This window comes from Methanocalculus sp. MC3 (assembly GCF_054767395.1).
On record NZ_BAABMP010000002.1, the window covers coordinates 633,300 to 651,290 of the forward strand.

17 protein-coding genes and 1 other RNA gene are annotated in these 17,991 nt (G+C 53.7%); 9 read left to right on the forward strand and 9 right to left on the reverse strand.

Annotated features, from left to right (window positions below):
• Window position 1 precedes the first annotated feature (1 nt).
• Window positions 2-1,246 carry a proteasome-activating nucleotidase gene (pan, locus tag ACYUBO_RS06860; RefSeq protein WP_460373244.1) on the reverse strand — a complete coding sequence of 415 codons (1,245 nt, stop codon included), beginning with the start codon at window positions 1,244-1,246 and terminating at the stop codon, window positions 2-4.
• A 54-nt stretch (window positions 1,247-1,300) separates the two neighbouring features.
• On the opposite strand from pan, the gene ACYUBO_RS06865 reads away from it, so the two are divergent.
• Together ACYUBO_RS06865 and tpiA are read left to right on the forward strand one after the other, a co-directional pair.
• Window positions 1,301-1,822, forward strand: a complete 522-nt coding sequence (locus tag ACYUBO_RS06865; RefSeq protein ID WP_300331761.1) for a multiprotein bridging factor aMBF1 — start codon at window positions 1,301-1,303, stop codon at window positions 1,820-1,822.
• A 1-nt stretch (window position 1,823) separates the two neighbouring features.
• Window positions 1,824-2,492 (forward strand): triose-phosphate isomerase, encoded by a 669-nt coding sequence (gene tpiA, locus ACYUBO_RS06870; RefSeq protein ID WP_460373245.1) that lies wholly within the window; start codon window positions 1,824-1,826, stop codon window positions 2,490-2,492.
• A gap of 1 nt (window position 2,493) precedes the next feature.
• Here tpiA and relB read toward each other — a convergent pair whose 3' ends face one another.
• Both relB and rnpB read right to left on the reverse strand, forming a co-directional pair.
• The gene (gene relB / locus ACYUBO_RS06875; RefSeq protein WP_460373246.1) at window positions 2,494-3,051 is read right to left on the reverse strand and encodes a type II toxin-antitoxin system RelB family anti-toxin; all 558 of its coding nucleotides are present in this window, start codon (window positions 3,049-3,051) and stop codon (window positions 2,494-2,496) included.
• A 46-nt stretch (window positions 3,052-3,097) separates the two neighbouring features.
• An RNA gene (gene rnpB, locus ACYUBO_RS06880) (RNase P RNA component) lies at window positions 3,098-3,445 on the reverse strand.
• Between the two features lie 117 nt (window positions 3,446-3,562).
• On the opposite strand from rnpB, the gene ACYUBO_RS06885 reads away from it, so the two are divergent.
• The 5 genes from ACYUBO_RS06885 to gltA are packed head-to-tail and all read left to right on the forward strand — an operon-like array spanning window position 3,563 to window position 9,427.
• On the forward strand, window positions 3,563-4,120 hold the full coding sequence (locus tag ACYUBO_RS06885) for a TIGR00296 family protein (RefSeq protein ID WP_300331769.1): 558 nt from the start codon (window positions 3,563-3,565) through the stop codon (window positions 4,118-4,120).
• Between the two features lie 2 nt (window positions 4,121-4,122).
• Entirely contained in the window at window positions 4,123-5,568 is a 1,446-nt protein-coding gene (gene tgtA, locus ACYUBO_RS06890; RefSeq protein ID WP_460373247.1) for a tRNA guanosine(15) transglycosylase TgtA, read from the forward strand.
• Complete coding sequence (gene arcS / locus ACYUBO_RS06895; RefSeq protein WP_460373248.1) at window positions 5,565-7,199, forward strand: archaeosine synthase subunit alpha; 1,635 nt, start codon at window positions 5,565-5,567, stop codon at window positions 7,197-7,199. The genes tgtA and arcS overlap by 4 nt, the downstream gene beginning before the upstream one ends.
• A gap of 45 nt (window positions 7,200-7,244) precedes the next feature.
• A complete protein-coding gene (locus ACYUBO_RS06900) occupies window positions 7,245-8,084 on the forward strand; it encodes a sulfide/dihydroorotate dehydrogenase-like FAD/NAD-binding protein (protein ID WP_460373249.1) in 840 nt (279 codons plus the stop codon).
• A complete protein-coding gene (gene gltA, locus ACYUBO_RS06905) occupies window positions 8,084-9,427 on the forward strand; it encodes an NADPH-dependent glutamate synthase (protein WP_460373250.1) in 1,344 nt (447 codons plus the stop codon). Before ACYUBO_RS06900 ends, gltA begins: the two co-directional genes overlap by 1 nt.
• A gap of 69 nt (window positions 9,428-9,496) precedes the next feature.
• On the opposite strand, the gene ACYUBO_RS06910 is transcribed toward gltA, so the two are convergent.
• Together ACYUBO_RS06910 and ACYUBO_RS06915 are read right to left on the reverse strand one after the other, a co-directional pair.
• Window positions 9,497-10,357: a mechanosensitive ion channel family protein gene (locus ACYUBO_RS06910; RefSeq protein WP_300332214.1), complete on the reverse strand. Its 861-nt coding sequence runs from the start codon at window positions 10,355-10,357 to the stop codon at window positions 9,497-9,499.
• A gap of 5 nt (window positions 10,358-10,362) precedes the next feature.
• Window positions 10,363-11,412 carry a hypothetical protein gene (locus ACYUBO_RS06915; protein ID WP_460373251.1) on the reverse strand — a complete coding sequence of 350 codons (1,050 nt, stop codon included), beginning with the start codon at window positions 11,410-11,412 and terminating at the stop codon, window positions 10,363-10,365.
• Between the two features lie 161 nt (window positions 11,413-11,573).
• On the opposite strand from ACYUBO_RS06915, the gene ACYUBO_RS06920 reads away from it, so the two are divergent.
• The gene (locus ACYUBO_RS06920) at window positions 11,574-13,193 is read left to right on the forward strand and encodes a putative manganese-dependent inorganic diphosphatase (protein WP_460373252.1); all 1,620 of its coding nucleotides are present in this window, start codon (window positions 11,574-11,576) and stop codon (window positions 13,191-13,193) included.
• On the opposite strand, the gene ACYUBO_RS06925 is transcribed toward ACYUBO_RS06920, so the two are convergent.
• The 4 genes from ACYUBO_RS06925 to ACYUBO_RS06940 form a co-directional block, all read right to left on the reverse strand.
• Window positions 13,188-14,426, reverse strand: coding sequence for a GNAT family N-acetyltransferase (locus ACYUBO_RS06925; protein ID WP_460373253.1), 1,239 nt, complete (start codon window positions 14,424-14,426; stop codon window positions 13,188-13,190). The two genes, ACYUBO_RS06920 and ACYUBO_RS06925, sit on opposite strands and share 6 nt — an antisense overlap.
• A 126-nt stretch (window positions 14,427-14,552) precedes the next feature.
• A complete protein-coding gene (locus ACYUBO_RS06930) occupies window positions 14,553-14,951 on the reverse strand; it encodes a HEPN domain-containing protein (RefSeq protein ID WP_460373254.1) in 399 nt (132 codons plus the stop codon).
• 3 nt (window positions 14,952-14,954) lie between these two features.
• A complete protein-coding gene (locus tag ACYUBO_RS06935) occupies window positions 14,955-15,272 on the reverse strand; it encodes a nucleotidyltransferase domain-containing protein (protein ID WP_460373255.1) in 318 nt (105 codons plus the stop codon).
• 120 nt (window positions 15,273-15,392) lie between these two features.
• On the reverse strand, window positions 15,393-16,469 hold the full coding sequence (locus ACYUBO_RS06940; protein WP_460373256.1) for a GHMP kinase: 1,077 nt from the start codon (window positions 16,467-16,469) through the stop codon (window positions 15,393-15,395).
• Window positions 16,470-16,588: 119 nt separating this feature from the next.
• Between ACYUBO_RS06940 and ACYUBO_RS06945 the strand changes: the two genes are divergently transcribed.
• Complete coding sequence (locus tag ACYUBO_RS06945; protein WP_460373257.1) at window positions 16,589-17,620, forward strand: radical SAM protein; 1,032 nt, start codon at window positions 16,589-16,591, stop codon at window positions 17,618-17,620.
• Window positions 17,621-17,991 lie beyond the last annotated feature (371 nt).

Genomic DNA, 17,991 nt, shown 5'->3' on the forward strand with positions numbered 1-17,991 from the left:
CTCAGGCAAACATTGTTCCAGTGCCAGAGGAGTACGTCATCCGGTTCCGCTCGAAATCCAAGGTGACCTTTCTTGCAGCTTTTTCGAAGTCATCCTGGGAAACAGCAGTCCTCTCCTCGCGAATTGCGCACATGCCTGCTTCCATACAGATGGCAGCAAGATCAGCACCATTCTTCCCTTCGGTGATTCCGGCAACCTTTTTCAGATCAACATCCTCTGCGAGGGTGATCCGCTTGGTATGGATCTTCAGGATAGAGAGGCGCCCTTCCACATCAGGAAGCGGAATCTCGACAATTCTGTCAAACCTGCCTGGACGAAGGAGTGCCATATCAAGGATATCGATCCTGTTTGTTGCCCCGATGATCTTGACATCCCCCCGTGACTCAAAGCCATCCATCCCGGCGAGCAGCTGCATCAGCGTCCGATGAACCTCCCGATCGCCGGAGGAGGTCTCCTGGCCACGTGATGCACCGATTGCATCGATCTCATCAATGAAGATGATAGAGGGGGCGTTCTTCTTCGCATTCTCAAAGAGCTCGCGGACAAGGCGTGCCCCTTCACCGATATACTTCTGGACAAGCTCTGATCCAACCACCCGGAGGAAGGTTGCCTCTGTCTCATGGGCAACAGCCCGTGCAAGCAGCGTCTTTCCGGTACCGGGAGGCCCATGGAGCAGAATTCCTTTTGGTGGAAGGATACCGACCCGCTCAAAGAGATGGGGTTTTTTCAGCGGGAGCTCGATTGCCTCACGCAGTTCGGCAACCTGCCGTTGAAGCCCGCCGATATCGCTGTAGCTCTCGGTTGGGCGGCTATCAACCTCCATACCATAGACCTGCGCATCATAGGCGGATGGGAGCACCTCGACGATTGCCAGTGTCTGCTGGTTCATTGTACACCGGACACCGGGTTTCAGATCCTCGGCATTGATGAACTGTGATGTGCGCACAAGGAACTTCGGACCTGCACTGCTCCTCACAACAACACGGGTGTTGTCGATGACATCGGCAATCGTTCCGACAATCAGGGGCGGGCTCCTCATCTGCTCTATTTCTGACCGTAGTTTCCGGACCTCACGCTCATACCTCACCTTCTGGGTTTCAAGGTACTGGCGATCAGTCTTCGACTGCCGGAGTTCCTCTCGCAACTCCTGGTTCCGGCCTTCAAGCTCGGTAAGACGCTCAAGCACCATCCGGTATGAATCATCGGAATGGAGGGTGTCGTCAGGTGTGCGGGATTTTACGGCCATAACTCTTCAAATAGATATATAGGAAAAAAAGTTATAAAGTTGTTTGGGATATGTATGCAACCACAACACTGTGAAGCCTGTGGAGAGCTTATCAAAGGACGATCAAAGATTGTACGGATTGAAGGATCACAACCGATGAAGGTCTGCGAACGATGCGCACGGCATGGAACGGAGGTGCAGGTCCAGACAGGGCCGCGGCCATCATATGGCCGGGGAGGTGGAAAGCCGGTGCCTACGTCCGGCCGGGTTGCCACCCCTCCTGTCCGCCGAAGGCGTGATGTCTTTGATCTCATCGGTGGAGACATCGTCGAGGATTATGCCGATCGGATACGGGATGCACGCCTCGAAAAAGGGATGAGCCAGAAGGATCTTGCCCTTGAGCTGAAAGAGAAAGAGCACCTCATCAAAAAGATTGAGAACGGGGATCTGATCCCTGAGGATGCTGTCCGGAAGAAACTTGAAGCAGCGCTCGAAATTCGCCTGATCGAGTCAGAGGGTATGCAGGATGAGAGCGGCGGACATGCAGGGACGAGCGGGACAACCCTCGGCGATGTCATCCAGATCAAGAGGAAGTGAGATGGACTCGCCATTCATCCTCATCAACTTCAAGACATACCGGGAAGGAACCGGGTATGGTGCAGATCGTATTGCACGGGCAGCGAGTGCAGTGATGGAGGATACGGGCATTACAATCGGTATCGCCCCATCCTACACCGACCTCAGAAAGATGGCAAAACATTTTTCGATTCCGATCTTTGCACAGCATATCGACGGTGTCGGAGCAGGAGGGTTTACCGGACATACTCCTGCATACATGATGAAGATGGAGGGTGCTGCCGGATCGCTCATCAACCACTCAGAGCGGCGGCTGACACTTGCAGATATTGAAGCCTCGCTCACCGCCGCAGAGGCAGAGGGATTGACATCAGTTATCTGCACAAATAATATCAGGACAACAGCAGCAGCGGCCGCACTAGGGCCTGAGTATGTTGCAATTGAGCCACCGGAGCTGATTGGTTCCGGGATCTCGGTTGCACAGGCCGATCCTGAGATCATCGCCGGATCTGTAGAGGCTGCCCTGAAACAGAATAGTGAGGTGAAGGTGCTTGCCGGTGCCGGGATCCAGTCCGGGGAGTGTGTCAGGATATCCCTTGATCTCGGATGTGCCGGGGTACTGCTTGCATCAAGCGTGGTGAAGGCAGACGATCCCGAGGCGGTGCTCCGGGATCTCGTCTCTAAAATCTGAACTATTCTACAATTAAGGAGATGAGGTCATGCTTTGTTATGACCCCTTCAACCCGCCCTTCTTTCATCACAAGCACCGCATGGTGCTGTTCTAAAATGCCAACTACCGTCTCGATCTCGATCTCTGGTGGAACTGTCGGGAAACTGGATTCCATGTAGTCCCGGACTGTTGGGTGATGGCCCTTCTGATGCTTCTGCTCGCCAATTGCGGTGAGGATGGCAGATTCTGATATACAGCCGACCGGCACCCCGTCCAGCAGAACAGGGAGCTGTGAAAAGGCCATTCTGTCCATCTTCTCAACTGCCGATAAAATTGAGTCATCAGGTGAGACACTCTCGACAGGGGTGTGCATCAGGCTCGATGCGGTGATGACGGGTATTTCAGAAAGAGTGAGCACATCAACTATTCTGCGAAGGGTGCTGACACGCGGATCAACCGAACCCCGTTCGATGCGTGCGACCATCGACTGGCTGATCCCGGATCTCCTGGCAAGTTCGGCCTGCGTCATCCCAATCCGTCGGCGTACAGATCTGATCTCGTCTGCGGCAGGAATATGCATACTATTACTCACAGGTATATATGAAAAAAGCTGCCCTGGTAATGATGAGTGGGAGGAGTAAGCCCCCTTCTGTTCATTGCGGCATTCAGCTAAGCGCCGTACCCGGGCGGGATCCGGGCATCCCTTCTGCCCTGTTTGGCTTGCACCCGCAGGGATTCACCGTTCCATCGATCCCTGCCGATACGCTCAACGAGTTGCACTGCAGAATGCAGAGTATCGCACCACCGGAGACCGGAGGTGCTCGATCGTTTCATTGCTGGCGGCAGGACGTGTCGTTTCTGTGTCATTGCCATGACTCTCGCCATCCCCGATTGACCGGGGCTGCGCGCCCGGAGGGTGGGGGGACTTTCCTCAGCAGCCCAAAAGGGCCACCGTCAGCCGCACTCTCCCTCTCATCGCTGTACGATAGGGCGAAATGCGCTATGTACAGTATAGAAATATCGATGTATACAGAGATTAAACCTCGTATTATGGGAGATACCATCATCTTCTCCGGAGTTGATTCAATACTATGATGCTTCTGTCCGAGGAAGACGGGAGGATTGGAGTCTCCCTCGCAAGAGAGGCTCTCAGGGCGGCAGTGCTGCATACGGAGTTGACGCCGCCCCCCCTTCCACCGATATTTTCTGAGAAACGCGGGGTCTTTGTCACCCTGAACAGGGATGGGGATCTGCGTGGATGTATCGGCATTCCTCTCCCGGTGATGCCCCTTCAGGAGGGAATTATTGAAGCGGCACACTCAGCTGCGCTCCGGGATCCACGGTTTAACCCGGTCAGTCCAGAGGAGCTTCCGTTGATTGCACTGGAGGTGACAATCCTCAGTGTTCCTGAAGAGGTCCCCGCTCCCCCCTCAAACCGGGATGATAAGGTTGAAGTCGGCAAACACGGGCTGATCGTGAAAGGAAGAGGGCGATCCGGCCTTCTCCTCCCGCAGGTTGCATCAGAATACGGATGGAATGCAGTTGAATTCCTCGATCATACCTGCAGAAAAGCAGGACTCCCGCCGGGATGCTGGCGGGACGAACAGGTATCCGTCCTCAGGTTTGAGGGCCAGATCTTCTCTGAGTAACCATGTCAATACAGTTTGAAGTGATGCATAAGGACATCGCCGGGAGGGTCGGAAGGCTCACCGTCGGCGATAAACGTATACGAACCCCGGCCCTCCTTCCGGTTGTAAACCCGCATATCCAGATCATCTCACCTGCCGAGATGGCGGCGATGGGAATCGAAGGGCTGATCACAAATGCCTATATCTTCTCAAAGAGTGCTGATTTTCGCGAGGAGGCACTCTCCCGCGGACTCCACTCGGTGCTTGGGTTTGACGGGCTGATCATGACGGATTCGGGATCATTCCAACTCTCGGTGTACGGCTCGGTCGATACCACAAATGAGACAACCATCTCGTTCCAGCGTGATATCGGAAGCGACATCTGGGTACCCCTCGATATCCCGACCCACCCGGATTCACCACGGGAGACGGTCGAGGCGGATCTTTCCGTCACCATGAGCCGCCTCCGTGAGGCCAGGGAGATCTTCGGGGATGATGCACCCCTCGCAGGGCCTGTGCAGGGTGGTCTCCATCCCGACCTGAGAGAGCAGGCAGGCCGTGAGACGAGTGAACTTGGATTTGCCTTCTGCCCAATCGGTGCGGTTGTTCCTCTTCTGGAAGGGTACCGGTATAAAGAACTCGTCAGATCAGTCATTTCTGCCAAGAAAGGGCTCTCATCTGCTGCATGTGTCCACCTCTTTGGTGCCGGCCATCCCTCGATGTTCGCACTTGCAGTCGCAATGGGCTGCGATATCTTTGATTCTGCCGCCTATGCCCTGTATGCACGGGAAGGCCGCTACATCACCCCTTCCGGCACCCTGAAGCTCGCTGAGATCGCAGAACTTCCCTGTGCCTGTTCTGTCTGCCGATCACATACCGCTGATGAACTGCGATCCGCTCCCGATAAGGAGCGGCTCCTCGCCTACCATAACCTTGCGGTGACACAGGCTGAGATCTCCCGGATCCGCCTCTCCATCCAGGAGGGCACCCTCTGGGATCTTGTTGATGAGCGGTGCCGATCTCACCCGAGACTGCTGGAGGGATACCGCGAACTGCTGAAGCACGCCCACCTCCTCGAACGATCTGATCGGGCAACAAAACGGAGATTCTTCTACCGGGGCGATGAATCCTGCAAGCGGACCGAGGTGATTAAATTCCAGGAGATGATCCCCCGGATACGGCTTTCAAAACGCTCGTTAATCCTCTGCGGCGGCCCACAGCCACAGGAGTTTGAAGAAGTGCTTGAGCTTCGGCCGCCCTTTGGGGCTGTGCCGACTGAGCTCTCGGAGACCGCACCGATGGGGCAGTCCGAGGTTCCGGAGTGGGATGATGCGATGCTTGAGTCTGCTTTTGCCGGGGTGGATGCGCTTTTATCTGCTAATCCGGATACCGAGGTGACCTTCTCGGCAACACCTGATCTTGTTGATCTGATCCAAAAACGGTTCCCGGCACACAAGGTGATCTCATGAGCACCTTTGAAGTCCGCCGTCGTGACGGGCTTGCCAGATATGGGCTCTACACGACAGGCGACGTAACGATCGAGACCCCGGCAGTGATCGACCCGATCACAGTCTTCCCGGATCTTGCATCACGCCCCTTCTCCAATATACCGCTCCAGGCCGACGAGGCATTTGTGAAAGAGTGGTTTGAACAAGCAGGGGAGCAGCCGATCCCTGTCCATCCGGTTCTTTCCGAGGGGATCTCTTCAGGTGATGCTGCGATCATCTCCTGCTGGCACACTGCCCTCACAAACCCCCGTACCTATACGGAATGGGTGGAGCAGTTCATCTCTTCCCTCCCCCCGGATGCCGCCCGGTACGCACCTGCATCCGCACTCCCATCCAATGCCGCGATGCTGGTTGCCACCGGCTTTGACCTCTTCGATACGATCGCAGTTGACCTGAGAGCGGCACAGGGGCTCTTCTGCACCACTGAAGGGGTCTATCCCGGCTCATGGATCAACGAGGGTGTCTGCTCCTGCCCTGGATGCCAGAGTGGCGATCTGAGAGAGCATAACCGGCAGGCACTTGCATCCGAGATTAAACTGGCAGCAGCACTCCTGAAACGGGGTGAACTGCGGGAGCTGATCGAGTCGCGATGCAGATCAGATGCCGCCCTTGTCGGTATCCTCCGCCATCTTGACGCGAAGAAGGCGTTCATGGAATTAAACTCCCCTATCGCACGGACGAGCCCATTCAAGGCATATACAGCAGAATCGATGAACCGTGTCGAGATCGATCGCTTTGAAGAGCGGGTGAAGAGCAGGTTCTCACAGGATCGATGGGATACATGCGTCCTCCTCCCCTGTGCTGCCCGGAAACCCTACTCATTCTCCCAGAGCCACAAAAAGTTCCAGGAGGCAGTTGCGGGAAGAGCACATGAGGTGATCGTCACCTCCCCGCTCGGTGTTGTGCCGCGTGAGCTGGAGCTGATCTATCCGGCAGCCCACTACGATGTTCCCGTCACCGGGTACTGGGATCGCGAGGAGATGCATATCCTCACCCGATATCTGGCAGAATATCTCCGCTGCCACCCATACCGGCGTGTCATCTCGCATCTCGAAGGCGGTGCCCGCGACGTTGCGCGTGCCGCAGCTGCGGAGGCGGGCATTCAGCTTGAAGAGAGCTGTATTGATGGCCGCCCGACATCACGTGAATCATTAAACCAGCTCTATGATGCACTGGCGGGTGAACGGAAGCGGTCTCCCGATATTGTCGGGGGGACGATCCAGTGGCAGTTTGGTATCACAATCGATACGAAAGGGATGATCATCAAAGGGAAAGGGCCTGAGAAGAAGGTGTACCGGGGGAGGCAGCAGCTCTTCTCCTTTGATCCGAATACAGGGCTGCTCAGGCCAACCTTTGAAGGCTGGGATCTCCTTCCCGGCTGCTACCGTGTCGGGATAGAAGGGTTTGTTCCGCAGGGCGATATCCTGGCACCGGGCGTCGCAGAGGCGGATCCGGCGATCCGCGAGGGTGATGAGGTGCTTGTCACAGGCGAAGGGGTGCGTGCAACCGGGAGAGCGATGATGTCAGCAGATGAGATGAGCCGATCTTCACGCGGAGTTGCTGTGAAGGTGCGTAAAGTAAAGAGATCCTAGTTACAAACGCATACGAGATTATCGGGATATCCGGAGTGGTAGTGAGTGTATACAGTACGATCAGCAAAAACATTATCAGAAAACGTCTTTGAAACATGGATTGAGGCGCCTCATGTCAGCAGGAATGCAGAGGCGGGCCAGTTTCTTGTGCTTCGGATCGATGAGGGAGGAGAACGGATCCCCCTCACCATATCAGGGGTCGACGGGGATTCTGTCCGGGTCATCTTTATGGCTGTTGGAACGACGACCGAAAAACTCGCTGACCTCAAAGCAGGTGACACCATACTTGATGTTGTCGGACCCCTCGGGCAGCCGAGTGAGGTGCACCACTTTGGAAGCTGCGTCCTCGTCGGCGGCGGTGTCGGGATCGCGTGCCTTCCGATCATTGCAAAGGCGCTGAAGGCATCAGGCAACAGTGTGATCGGGATCATCGGTGCACGGAATAAGGACCTGTTGATCCTTGAAGATGAGATGAGAGAAGCCTGTGATGAGCTGATCGTCACAACCGATGACGGGTCATACGGGATCAAGGGCTTTGCCGCCGGACCCCTGAAGGAGATCTGCGAGTCCCGTCCGCCGGATGCGGTCTGGGTGATCGGTCCTGCCATCATGATGAAGGTGACTTCAGGTGTAACCAAGCCGTTTGGGATCAGGACATTTGTCTCGCTGAACCCGATCATGGTGGATGGAACAGGTATGTGCGGATCCTGCCGGGTTGTCGTGAATGGCGAGACGAAGTTTGCCTGTGTTGATGGCCCGGAGTTTGATGCCCATTTGGTGGACTTTGATCTCCTGATGAACCGCCAGCGGTTCTACCATCCTGAAGAAAAGGAATCCCGTGAACATCATCATTCAGGGGGATGCGGCTGCGGGGGGAACCATTAATGGCTGACCGTTCTGCTGAAGCAAGGGTCAAAGACTTCGCCGAGGTCGACTGCGGCATATCCGCTGAGGAGGCGGTTATTGAGGCGGCACGATGCCTCCGGTGCAAGAAGCCCGCATGTGTCGATGGCTGCCCGGTCGGAATCGACATTCCGGGATTCCTGAAGTATATCGAGGAGGAAGACTTCCGATCTGCGATAGGTATCATCAAGGAGAGCAATATGCTCCCTGCAATCTGTGGCCGTGTCTGTCCACAGGAGGCTCAATGCGAGGGCGAGTGTATCCTCGGTGTGAAGGATAAGCCTATTGCGATCGGCGCACTTGAGCGATTCCTTGCAGACTGGGAGCGGGAGCAAGGCGTCACTGCCCCGGCAATTTCAGAGAAGAGGACGGAGAAGATCGCCGTTGTCGGTTCAGGCCCTGCCGGGCTGACAGCAGCGGCAGAACTTGCACGCAACGGGTTCTCAGTTACAATATTCGAAGCACTCCATGCAGCGGGCGGCGTCCTCACCTACGGGATTCCGGAGTTCCGACTCCCAAAGAAAATAGTGGCTGCCGAGATCGATGAGGTGAAGCGGCTCGGTGTCGAGATCAAAACCAACCACCTTGTCGGGAGGAGTGTGCCGGTGGAAGAGCTGCTCTCCTATGATGCAGTCATCCTCGCAACAGGTGCCGGGCTTCCGGGATTCATGGGAATTTCGGGAGAGAACCAGATCGGCGTCTTTTCTGCAAATGAATTTTTAACCCGCGTGAACCTGATGCATGCAAATGCCTTCCCGGAGTATGACACTCCGGTCAAGCGCGGGGGGAACGTCGTTGTCATCGGTGGCGGCAATGTCGCGATGGATGCGGCCCGTGTCGCCCGCCGGATGGGTGCGGAGGTGACCCTCATCTACAGGCGGAGGCAGGAGGATATGCCAGCCCGGCTTGTTGAGGTACATCATGCCGAAGAGGAAGGTATCCGCTTCCTCACCTGCACGAACCCGACCAGGATCCTGGGAGAAGGAACCGTCACCGGAGTCGAGGTTGTCTCGATGGATATGTGCGAGCTCGACGATTCAGGCCGCCCGAGTGCAAAACCGATTCCAGGCAGCGAGCAGATCATCCCTGCAGATATCGTAATCGAGGCGATCGGCCAGAGCCCGAACCCGCTCCTGATCCGGATGATCGAGGGGCTTGTCCGTGAGAAGAAAGGAAACCTGAAGGTCGATATGGATGGCAGGACAACCATTCCAAAGATCTTTGCAGCAGGCGATGTCGCAACCGGTGCGGCAACGGTGATCCTTGCTATGGGTGCGGCGAAGGTCGCAGCAGAGTCGGTTCGAAAGATGTTTGATGGCGAATAGAGTGGAAACGACTCTCTATCACCACTCTTTTTTAGGTTTTTCGTTATTTCCCCTGTAACTGCCTCCGCATCAGGAGGCCTCAGGCAGATCTCCCGGCTGATAGAATCTCGGAGGGAGGATTCCTTCCAGCTGGAATGCCCGTTTTGTTCTCCGTGAGATCTCGGCCTTACATTCGAACTCATCACGGAGATCCCAGACATAGGCACGTGCCCGGAGCCGGACAGAGTGAAGCTGGTTTTCAGTGAGGATCGTGTAGGAGCAGGTGTCAGAGATATAGATATGCCGGGATGTGACAACGGCATCCCTGAAGAGTTTTATGGCACGATCGATATCCGCTGAATGATCGATGTAGATATCTATGACAACCATCATTTCGGTGAGACCTGCATTGGCGCTTGCGACGCTCTGGGTAATGATTTTGTAGTTTGGGATGGTGACATAATTGTCATCCGGGGTGATGATGCGGGTATCGAGCATCCCGATCTCAGCTACTTCACCATATTGGTCACCCATCGTGATACGATCTCCGATCCGGAATGGCTTCTCAAAGGCGATGATCACGCCGCCGATAATATTAGCAAAGACATCTTTGAGCCCAAAACCGATTGCAGCACCAAATAAACCGGAAAATGCAACTAGCTCGATTGTATCGAGGGTGATGATCTGGTGCAGGAGGTAAAGGATAGCTGTTGTATAGATGACGATATTCAGGATAGGGACGATCATCCGTACCGCTATCCGGGCATGGCCAAAATATTCCGAGAGCCGTAGTAAAACGAAGCTGAGAACCCGGGCGAGGATATAGGCCCCAATGAAAACCAGAGCTGCATCCAGCACGAGTGGGAGAATTTCATTATAAATATCCGAAACCGGCCCATTCACCAGGCTTCCCTGAGGGAGAGCCGGATCAATTGCACTGCCATCCACCATAGATATCACTCCCAGATAATCCTGAGTTTTCTAAGAAGATCATGCACCCCGAGGATCGCCTCGGGACAGATCTGGTATCCGCCATTTGTTTCCATGATGATGCCGAGTGTCTGAAGCCGGTAGAGTGTCGGGTTGATATCATATTCGAGAGCGGCAACCTCCTCCAGATACTCCTTTGATGTGACACCCGTCATCGCAATCACTCCGAGTATGAAGGCATCCTTTCGGATCAGGGGATCATTGACCCTGACCGGCTGGTAGTCCTTCAGGTTCACCGTTGGATAATCGAAGCTCTTCTTCCAGATCGCTTTTCCAATCCCGGGATTGCCCTCAGCCATCCTTGTGATCTTGCGAAATACCATCTCTTCATCAGAGAGTTTCTCTTCATGGTTGCGCCGTCTAAATGCCAGCCTGTCAAAACTGAAGCTCGGAAACGGGAGCATGAGAGGCTCTTTTTTGAAGGGAAGATGCACCTCGTGTTTTCTCATCTGGACAATTGACGGGAGCTCCACCTCCACTCCGCCGATGAACTGAAGCTCGGCATCGGTATACTCCTGCAGAATGCATTGGCGCATCCCGGTATCCGAGAGAGGGGGGATTAAGATGGTCCGGGGGAAGATCCGCTCCACCTCCCGGATCCTCCGGAGATAATTCCAGGCATAGAGGTTCCAGGTTGTTATGAAGAGGGAGGATGAGGTGACAACCTCTGTGAGGAAATCATCCAGTGCCGAAAAACCCCCGATATGCCGGGAGAAGAGGTGCTGGCAGCCGTCCATAAGAAAGATCGGTTTCGATGACCGGTAATCCAGAAGATCCCTTTTACTGGTTATCTGTGATCCATACTCTACAAGATAGACATCACTCGCATATACATCATGAACCGCGGATATCAGGGTGCTCTTACCAGAATAGGGAAGGCCGATGATAGCAACATTCTCCCTTTTTTGTGAACGATAAAGATTGATCACGTCCTGTATCTCTGCAAACTGACTCTGAAATACCGTACATGGAGCATGGTTCATTACTTCTGAAGAATCAGCCAGATCACCTGTCATCAGACCACACGCCAGAATATCAGGGGATATAAAGATAAAGCTTCCCCTCTGGCTCCGGATCTGCCGATCAGGGCAAGACATATCACCATTAATGAGAAAGGATCTACAGATTTCCTATACAGCAGGGAGCCGGCTTCACCGGGGAGAGGGGAAGGGAGACTATGACAAACAGAATCTATGTGATCGGGCATAAAAACCCGGATACTGACAGCATATGTAGTGCAATCGGATATTCCGAATATCTGAACCAGCAGGATCCCGGCAGGTACATCCCTGCACGATGTGGTGAGATCATGGCAGAGACAGCCTATGTCCTCTCCCACTTCGGAGTTGAGGCTCCTGCCCTTGTTGAGTCAGTTGAACCCACCGTTGCTGATATCCCGTTCACCTACACCCATAGCGCACAGAAGGATCTCCCCACAATCGATGTTGTCGATATGATGGAGGAGCAGGATGTCAGGAACATTCCGATAACTGATTCAGAAGGATCATTTGTCGGCCTTGTCTCAGAACACGGACTGGCACGGGCATATGTCCGCCGTACCCGGATCGAGCCCCTCTCTGTCCTCCCGATTAAGATCGAGACACTGGCACGGATCCTTGAGGCTGAAGTGGTTGTACGGAACCGTGATCTCCTCGAAGGAAATGTCTATATCTCAATAGATGCCCTGCATGTCACCCTCTCCCGCCTGACACAGAACGATATCGCCATTGTGGGAGATAACGAGCCTTCACAGCTTGCCCTCATCCAGGCAAAAATCGCCCTTTTGATCATTGCAGATGGCGCCCCCATAGGAGAGCGGGCGATCAATGCCGCAAAATCACAGGGAGTTTCTGTCATCTCAACAAAGCTCGATGCATTCGGGGTTGCCAAGATGATTAACCTCTCATTGCCTGCAAGCGAGGTGATGGCAACCGATGTTCCGATCATCCACATGGATGACGGGCTGGATTATGTGAAACAGCTGGTAACGAACTCCAGGTACAGGACAGCCTGTATCGTTGACGAGGAGGGAAAACTCCTCGGCATGATCTCACGGAACACCTTTGTCTATGACATTCAGAAATCCGTCATCCTTGTCGATCATAATGAGTACAGCCAGGCGGTGGATGGGATTGAGAATGCCGAAATTCTTGAGATCATCGACCACCACCGGCTCGGTGCAATGACGACATTAAAGCCGATCCGGTTCATTATGGAGCCGGTCGGCTCAACCTCAACGATCGTTGCCTCAATCTACCAGGAGAGCAAACGAAATCTCTCTGAACCAGTCGGGGGACTGCTCCTTGCAGGCATCCTCTCCGACACCCTTGGCCTGAAGATGTCAACGACCACAAAGAAGGATGAAGAGATGGTCGCCTGGCTTGCAGAGAAGACCGGGATCGATCCGGTGGAGTTTGGGATCTCGCTCTTCAGGGAGGGGATGGAGCTCTCAAGCTTCTCGATTGAGGAACTGGTGAAGAAGGATCTGAAGCGTTACAGCCTCTATTCGATGGATGTCGCAATCTCACAGGTGATGGCCCCTTCATCCGAGTTTGCCAGACAGCATGAAGAGGAGATCCGATCCACCATCGAAAATCTCCGGAAATTGATGGAGGTTGATATCTTTGTGGTGCTTATTACGAGCGTCTTTGAGAATGGATCAGATCTCTATGCGGCAGCAGATGATACAACACTCCAGCGTCTGGGTTACCTGAATCAGCCGGTGCGGCTTGAGGGTGTCATGTCCAGAAAGAAGGATTATCTCCCCGAATTTGGCCAGTTGATCCGGGGATTATAATCTCCCCGGCTTCCGCACCATCGGGACAACACCTGATCCTTCAAGGTTGCCGAGAGCAAAGGCATACCGCTCCCGGATCGTCTTTGGGAGAGCATCCTCGGGGATCTCCTCAAAGCCATATCTGCCATACCAGCCGACAAGCACCTCTGTCGAGTGCATGTACAGCCATTCTTCACTGCAGGATTCGATCAGGGCATCCATCGCATATTTTGCAAACCCATGCCCCCGGTATGCCTCGGGGGTGAAGACGGAGTCGACTTCAAAGCCATCCGGGTGGCGGCGGCATCTCGCAACAGAGACGAGCACACCCTCGGCAAAGGCTCCAAATACCCGGTCTGTCTTCGGATCAGCCTTCTGTTGATGGTACGTCTCCCAGAGTTTTTCAGCAAGAGGGAATTCTGAAGCCATCAGCTCACGCCCCTCCATCCTGAGCGTAAACTCAGGGTAGCGGATATACACGGGAACACCGGCTTGTGCTGCAACACCGGCAACGGTTGATCCGATCTTCGCCTTCTTCAGATAATCGAGATGCCCAAATCGTGAGAGGAGTATCATGGTTGCCTGAAGTGTCTCTGCTACAGAAAGGATCGTTTTGACACGCTCTCCATGCAGGACAAGAAGGGAGATGGAATACCGGCTGCTTCCGTCGTTGATCCTATCGGCAGCATCCTTCAGCTCTTCCCGTAATTTTCGGATAGCAGCATGATCGGTGGAATCGGTCACATGAAGGAGCGTGATCTGGCCTTTGATATTCAGGCTCTTCACAAACGCCAGGATCTCATATGAGATGCTGGAGAGTTCAATTGGAATGAGGAGATTATCAAAAATTTCCGGATGTTGGCTGTTTTTAACATAACGGGGATACTGCATGATCAGGAGATCCCGGCTCACATTGAGGAGTAGGTTGTCTGATACTGATCCCAGGAGGAATTTTCCGACTTTCCCCCTGCCCCGTGCACCGACGATGATGCAATCGACCCGATCCTCTTCTGCAACCGATCTGATCGCCGCATCGAGTGGTTCTTTGATCTGCTCCACGATCCTGATTTGGGTAGTGATACCCTGGGATGAGAGAAGGAGGCGAGCCTCCTCCAGCTGCCCTTTCACTTTCCCGTTCGCTTTTCCTTCGGTCACATGGAGGATGATCGCCTCGGTGACATCAGGGATTTCAGAAGCCATTCCAAGAGCCGCATCTGCATACTCTGAAAAGTCGGTTGGAATCAGTATCCGCATTCTTATTCTACCAGATAAATTGATGGAAGGCGGAGAATATAAGGAGAGGGTATCTGGATTTGAGGGGGTTATTTACATTGAGATATGACTGTCCATACATATACAATTTGTATAAGTGAAATGTGTTTATGTTTTCTCTGCTACAATGATTCGTTCTACCTGATCAATAAATGCGTCAGCCTGTGAGATAACGATTGATACATCGTCCAATGAAATACTGGTACAGATGTTATAATCTACCTCTTCCCTGAGAACTTCTATCCGGTTGAGTGCCCTGCCATGTTCAACTGCAAGTTCTCCGCTCCGGATATAGTGAAGTCCAATGGCAGAAATCAATCCGGCATGTGTCTTAACCAGAATTCCTTTTCGTGCAAGCAAAGCTGAGGCGGATAAATGCATGGCATAGTATGCACGATTCACAGCATCCTCATAAAGTCCTTCCTTACAGAGCAATCGTGCAGCCATGAGTCGTTGACGGGACTTCATCAGCATATCGTTAATGTCAGTAGCTTCTTCCGGTATCATCACTCACACCGCGATTGCGTCAGCATAAACGTTCCTGAAGAATAGGGAATTGTGTCGTGAATCGACCTCAGCTCTTGGAATTACTTTAACTGAGATGTATTCCTCAGTCTCAAGGAGGAGATCAAATGCAAGATCGATGAGCTTCTCACGAAGCTCCCGGTTTTCAGCATGAGTGATTACAAGGATGTCGATATCAGAATCAGGATGTTCTTCCCCCCGTGCGACAGAGCCAAAGAGAAGTATCTCTTCAATGGCATCACCATATGCAGCTCGTGCCTTTTCTGCGTATAACTGAATAACCGGACGAATTAGCAGAGTCATAGGATTAAAGATAGTACTCCTGAGGAGTATATTTGATTTTCGTCTATCGGACTGGAGTTTTTGTTTTCGATCAGTTCTTCCCGATCTGACGAAAGGGAAAATGATATCCGGATCCCCCCCTTACGCCGGGGGGATCACCTTCACACCCTCGTTATCAATCCCGGTTGTTACTGCGATCTCAAGGCCGATCTTCCTGACAATCGCCTGCATCTCCACTTCAGTCCTGTCGGTTATGATCGCAACGGCGGGGCCGACAGAGCTCATTGCGACAAACTCAAGCCCGGCTTCGCGGAGGCGGCTCATGTACTCGTAGAGGGCGAAGCTGTGGTGTTCAATCTCAGCTCTTTTTGAGCCCCGGAACTCGATCTCCCACATGATATCGCCGATTGCCTTCAGGTCGCCCCGTTCAACTGCCGGGATTAAGTCCATCAGCATCATGTAGGACTTCAGTTCGCGGTCCCGGTAGTCGAGGGTCCGGGCTTTTGTCATCAGGAGATCAAACTCATGTTCGCCTGCACTGGAGACACCGGATGGCGGGATGACGATATAGACGTTCTTATCCTCTGCAAAGGAATGATGATAGACAAGGGTGAGGCAGTCTCCCATCACGCCGATCCCGCCGTGCGTGGAGACGGCCGGTCCGACGCCGGTCTCAAATCCATAGACGACATCGCCAGTGTCGGTCTCCTCGACATAGTTATTCCCGATAAGCATCCTGATCTGGTCTGCCGTAAGCGGGCATCCAAGGGCGGCATTTGCCGCATGGCCGACGACGGTGAGGAGCGTGCTTGTCGAGCCAAGCCCCACATGCTCTTTTCCATGATCGGTTGCCGTAACCGAGAATCCACCGGTATAGCCGATTGCTTTTGAAAAAGCGATTAGGAAGTGGCGGATAATCGCCTCACGCGGGTGGTTGATGACAATTCCTTCAGGCTGGCAGGCGATCTCTGCCCGGCAATAGAGCTTGAGTGCAAATCCAAGCCCGCCGCCACCTGGATGGCCGGGTGCAAACCGGTTCATATCAAAGACGGTCAGGTGGATCCGGGCAGGGGCTACCGCGGTGAAGGTGCCCTCCTGTGGCTTGGCAGTCACCGTCCCTTCAAGACCGCATGTCCTGATCTCTTCGCCGGGAGCAAATGCCATGAACTCATACTCGACAAGGTCAAGGTCACCCCCACGGATCTTCATCGTAGGCATGGTACTAATCTCTTAACGGTTCAGGATAGTGTATGATAGCTTTTCTGATCTGATCCCGGACACTTTCACCACCAGCCCGCCGGGGTTATTACCGGATCGCATCAATCAAGTTGCATAGAATGTCAGAACAGCTCCGAAAACTCACATCCCTCTCACGATCCTGTTTTGATCTGGCAACGGCAGATTCCAGGAGAGAGTCCGCTATGGTGAAGGGAGGGTACCTGAAGATGCTGCTCAATGGCAGATGCAGCTTCGACTGCGCATACTGCGGGATCTGCCGGAGGGAGAATGCGCCTGCATTTGCCCCAAAGGAGCTCGCTGACCTTATCTGCTCCCTCTGGAAGGAGAGCCGGATCACCGGCCTCTTCCTCTCGACCGGGATTCCGCGTGACTGTGGGGAGAGCATGGACGACCTGATCGAGGCTGCCACCCTCATGAGAAAGGGAGGATTTACCGGATACCTGCACCTGAAGGTGGTGCCGGGCGCCCTCAGAACAGATATCAATGAGGCGGCCCGGCTCGCCAACCGGATCAGCATCAATCTCGAAGCAGTCGATAAAGACCGGCTCTCGGAGATCGCGTCTGTCAAAAACTATGAGTCGGATCTATTGCGGCGGCATGCCTGGGTCGCCGAAGCCGCCCCCGGCCGCCACACCACCCAGATCGTCGTCGGGGCGGCAGATGAAACAGACGGCGAGATCCTCTCCTTCATGCACCGTGAATACCAGAGGTTTGCCCCTGCCAGCATCTACTATTCGGGGCTCACCCCCCTCCCCGGCACACCGCTTGCCGGAGCAGCCCCGGCAAACCCGTCACGCTTAAAGGGGCTCTATGCAGTCGATGCACTGGTGCGGGACTATGGCTATTCGCCGGATGAAACCGCTACCGCCCTTGACGAAGAGGGGAGGCTCCTGCCGGGAGATCCAAAAATCAATGCTGCGGGATCAGTCCGGATTGATCCTTCTTCCGCCACACGGGAAGAGCTGATCCGGGTGCCGGGGATCGGCCCAAAGGCAGCTGAACGGATCATCAGCATGAGAAGTGCCGGGCGGGCAGTGACAGAGAAGATGCTCAGGGAAGCAGGAGTTGTGATGAAAAGGGCTGGGGCGTATCTGGTGATCGGGGGGAGGGTGCAGGAGAGGATAGGGTGAGAGAAGGAGGAAGGGGAGAGCATACAATGGGGAGGAGGGGTTTGCAATGAATTGAGATTTATCAAAAATAGCGTCCCAAAATCTGGTCAATGGAAATAACCGAAGACTTTTTGTCCACATTATGCCCATATTGACCTAGAAAATTCTACAGGCATTTTATCGGCGGACATTAATTTAAGGGAATATTTACAATTTTTTTGGTTTTGTTCTCACATCATGTCATGTTCAGAAATGTCCACATTATGTCCAGATTGTCATTGAGAATTCTACGGGTTTAAAATGAATATTTTCAAATTTAAATGGATATTTATGCGTTTTACATCTCCGCCACATGTCACAGGATTAATATTGGTAACACCATATGAAAACCG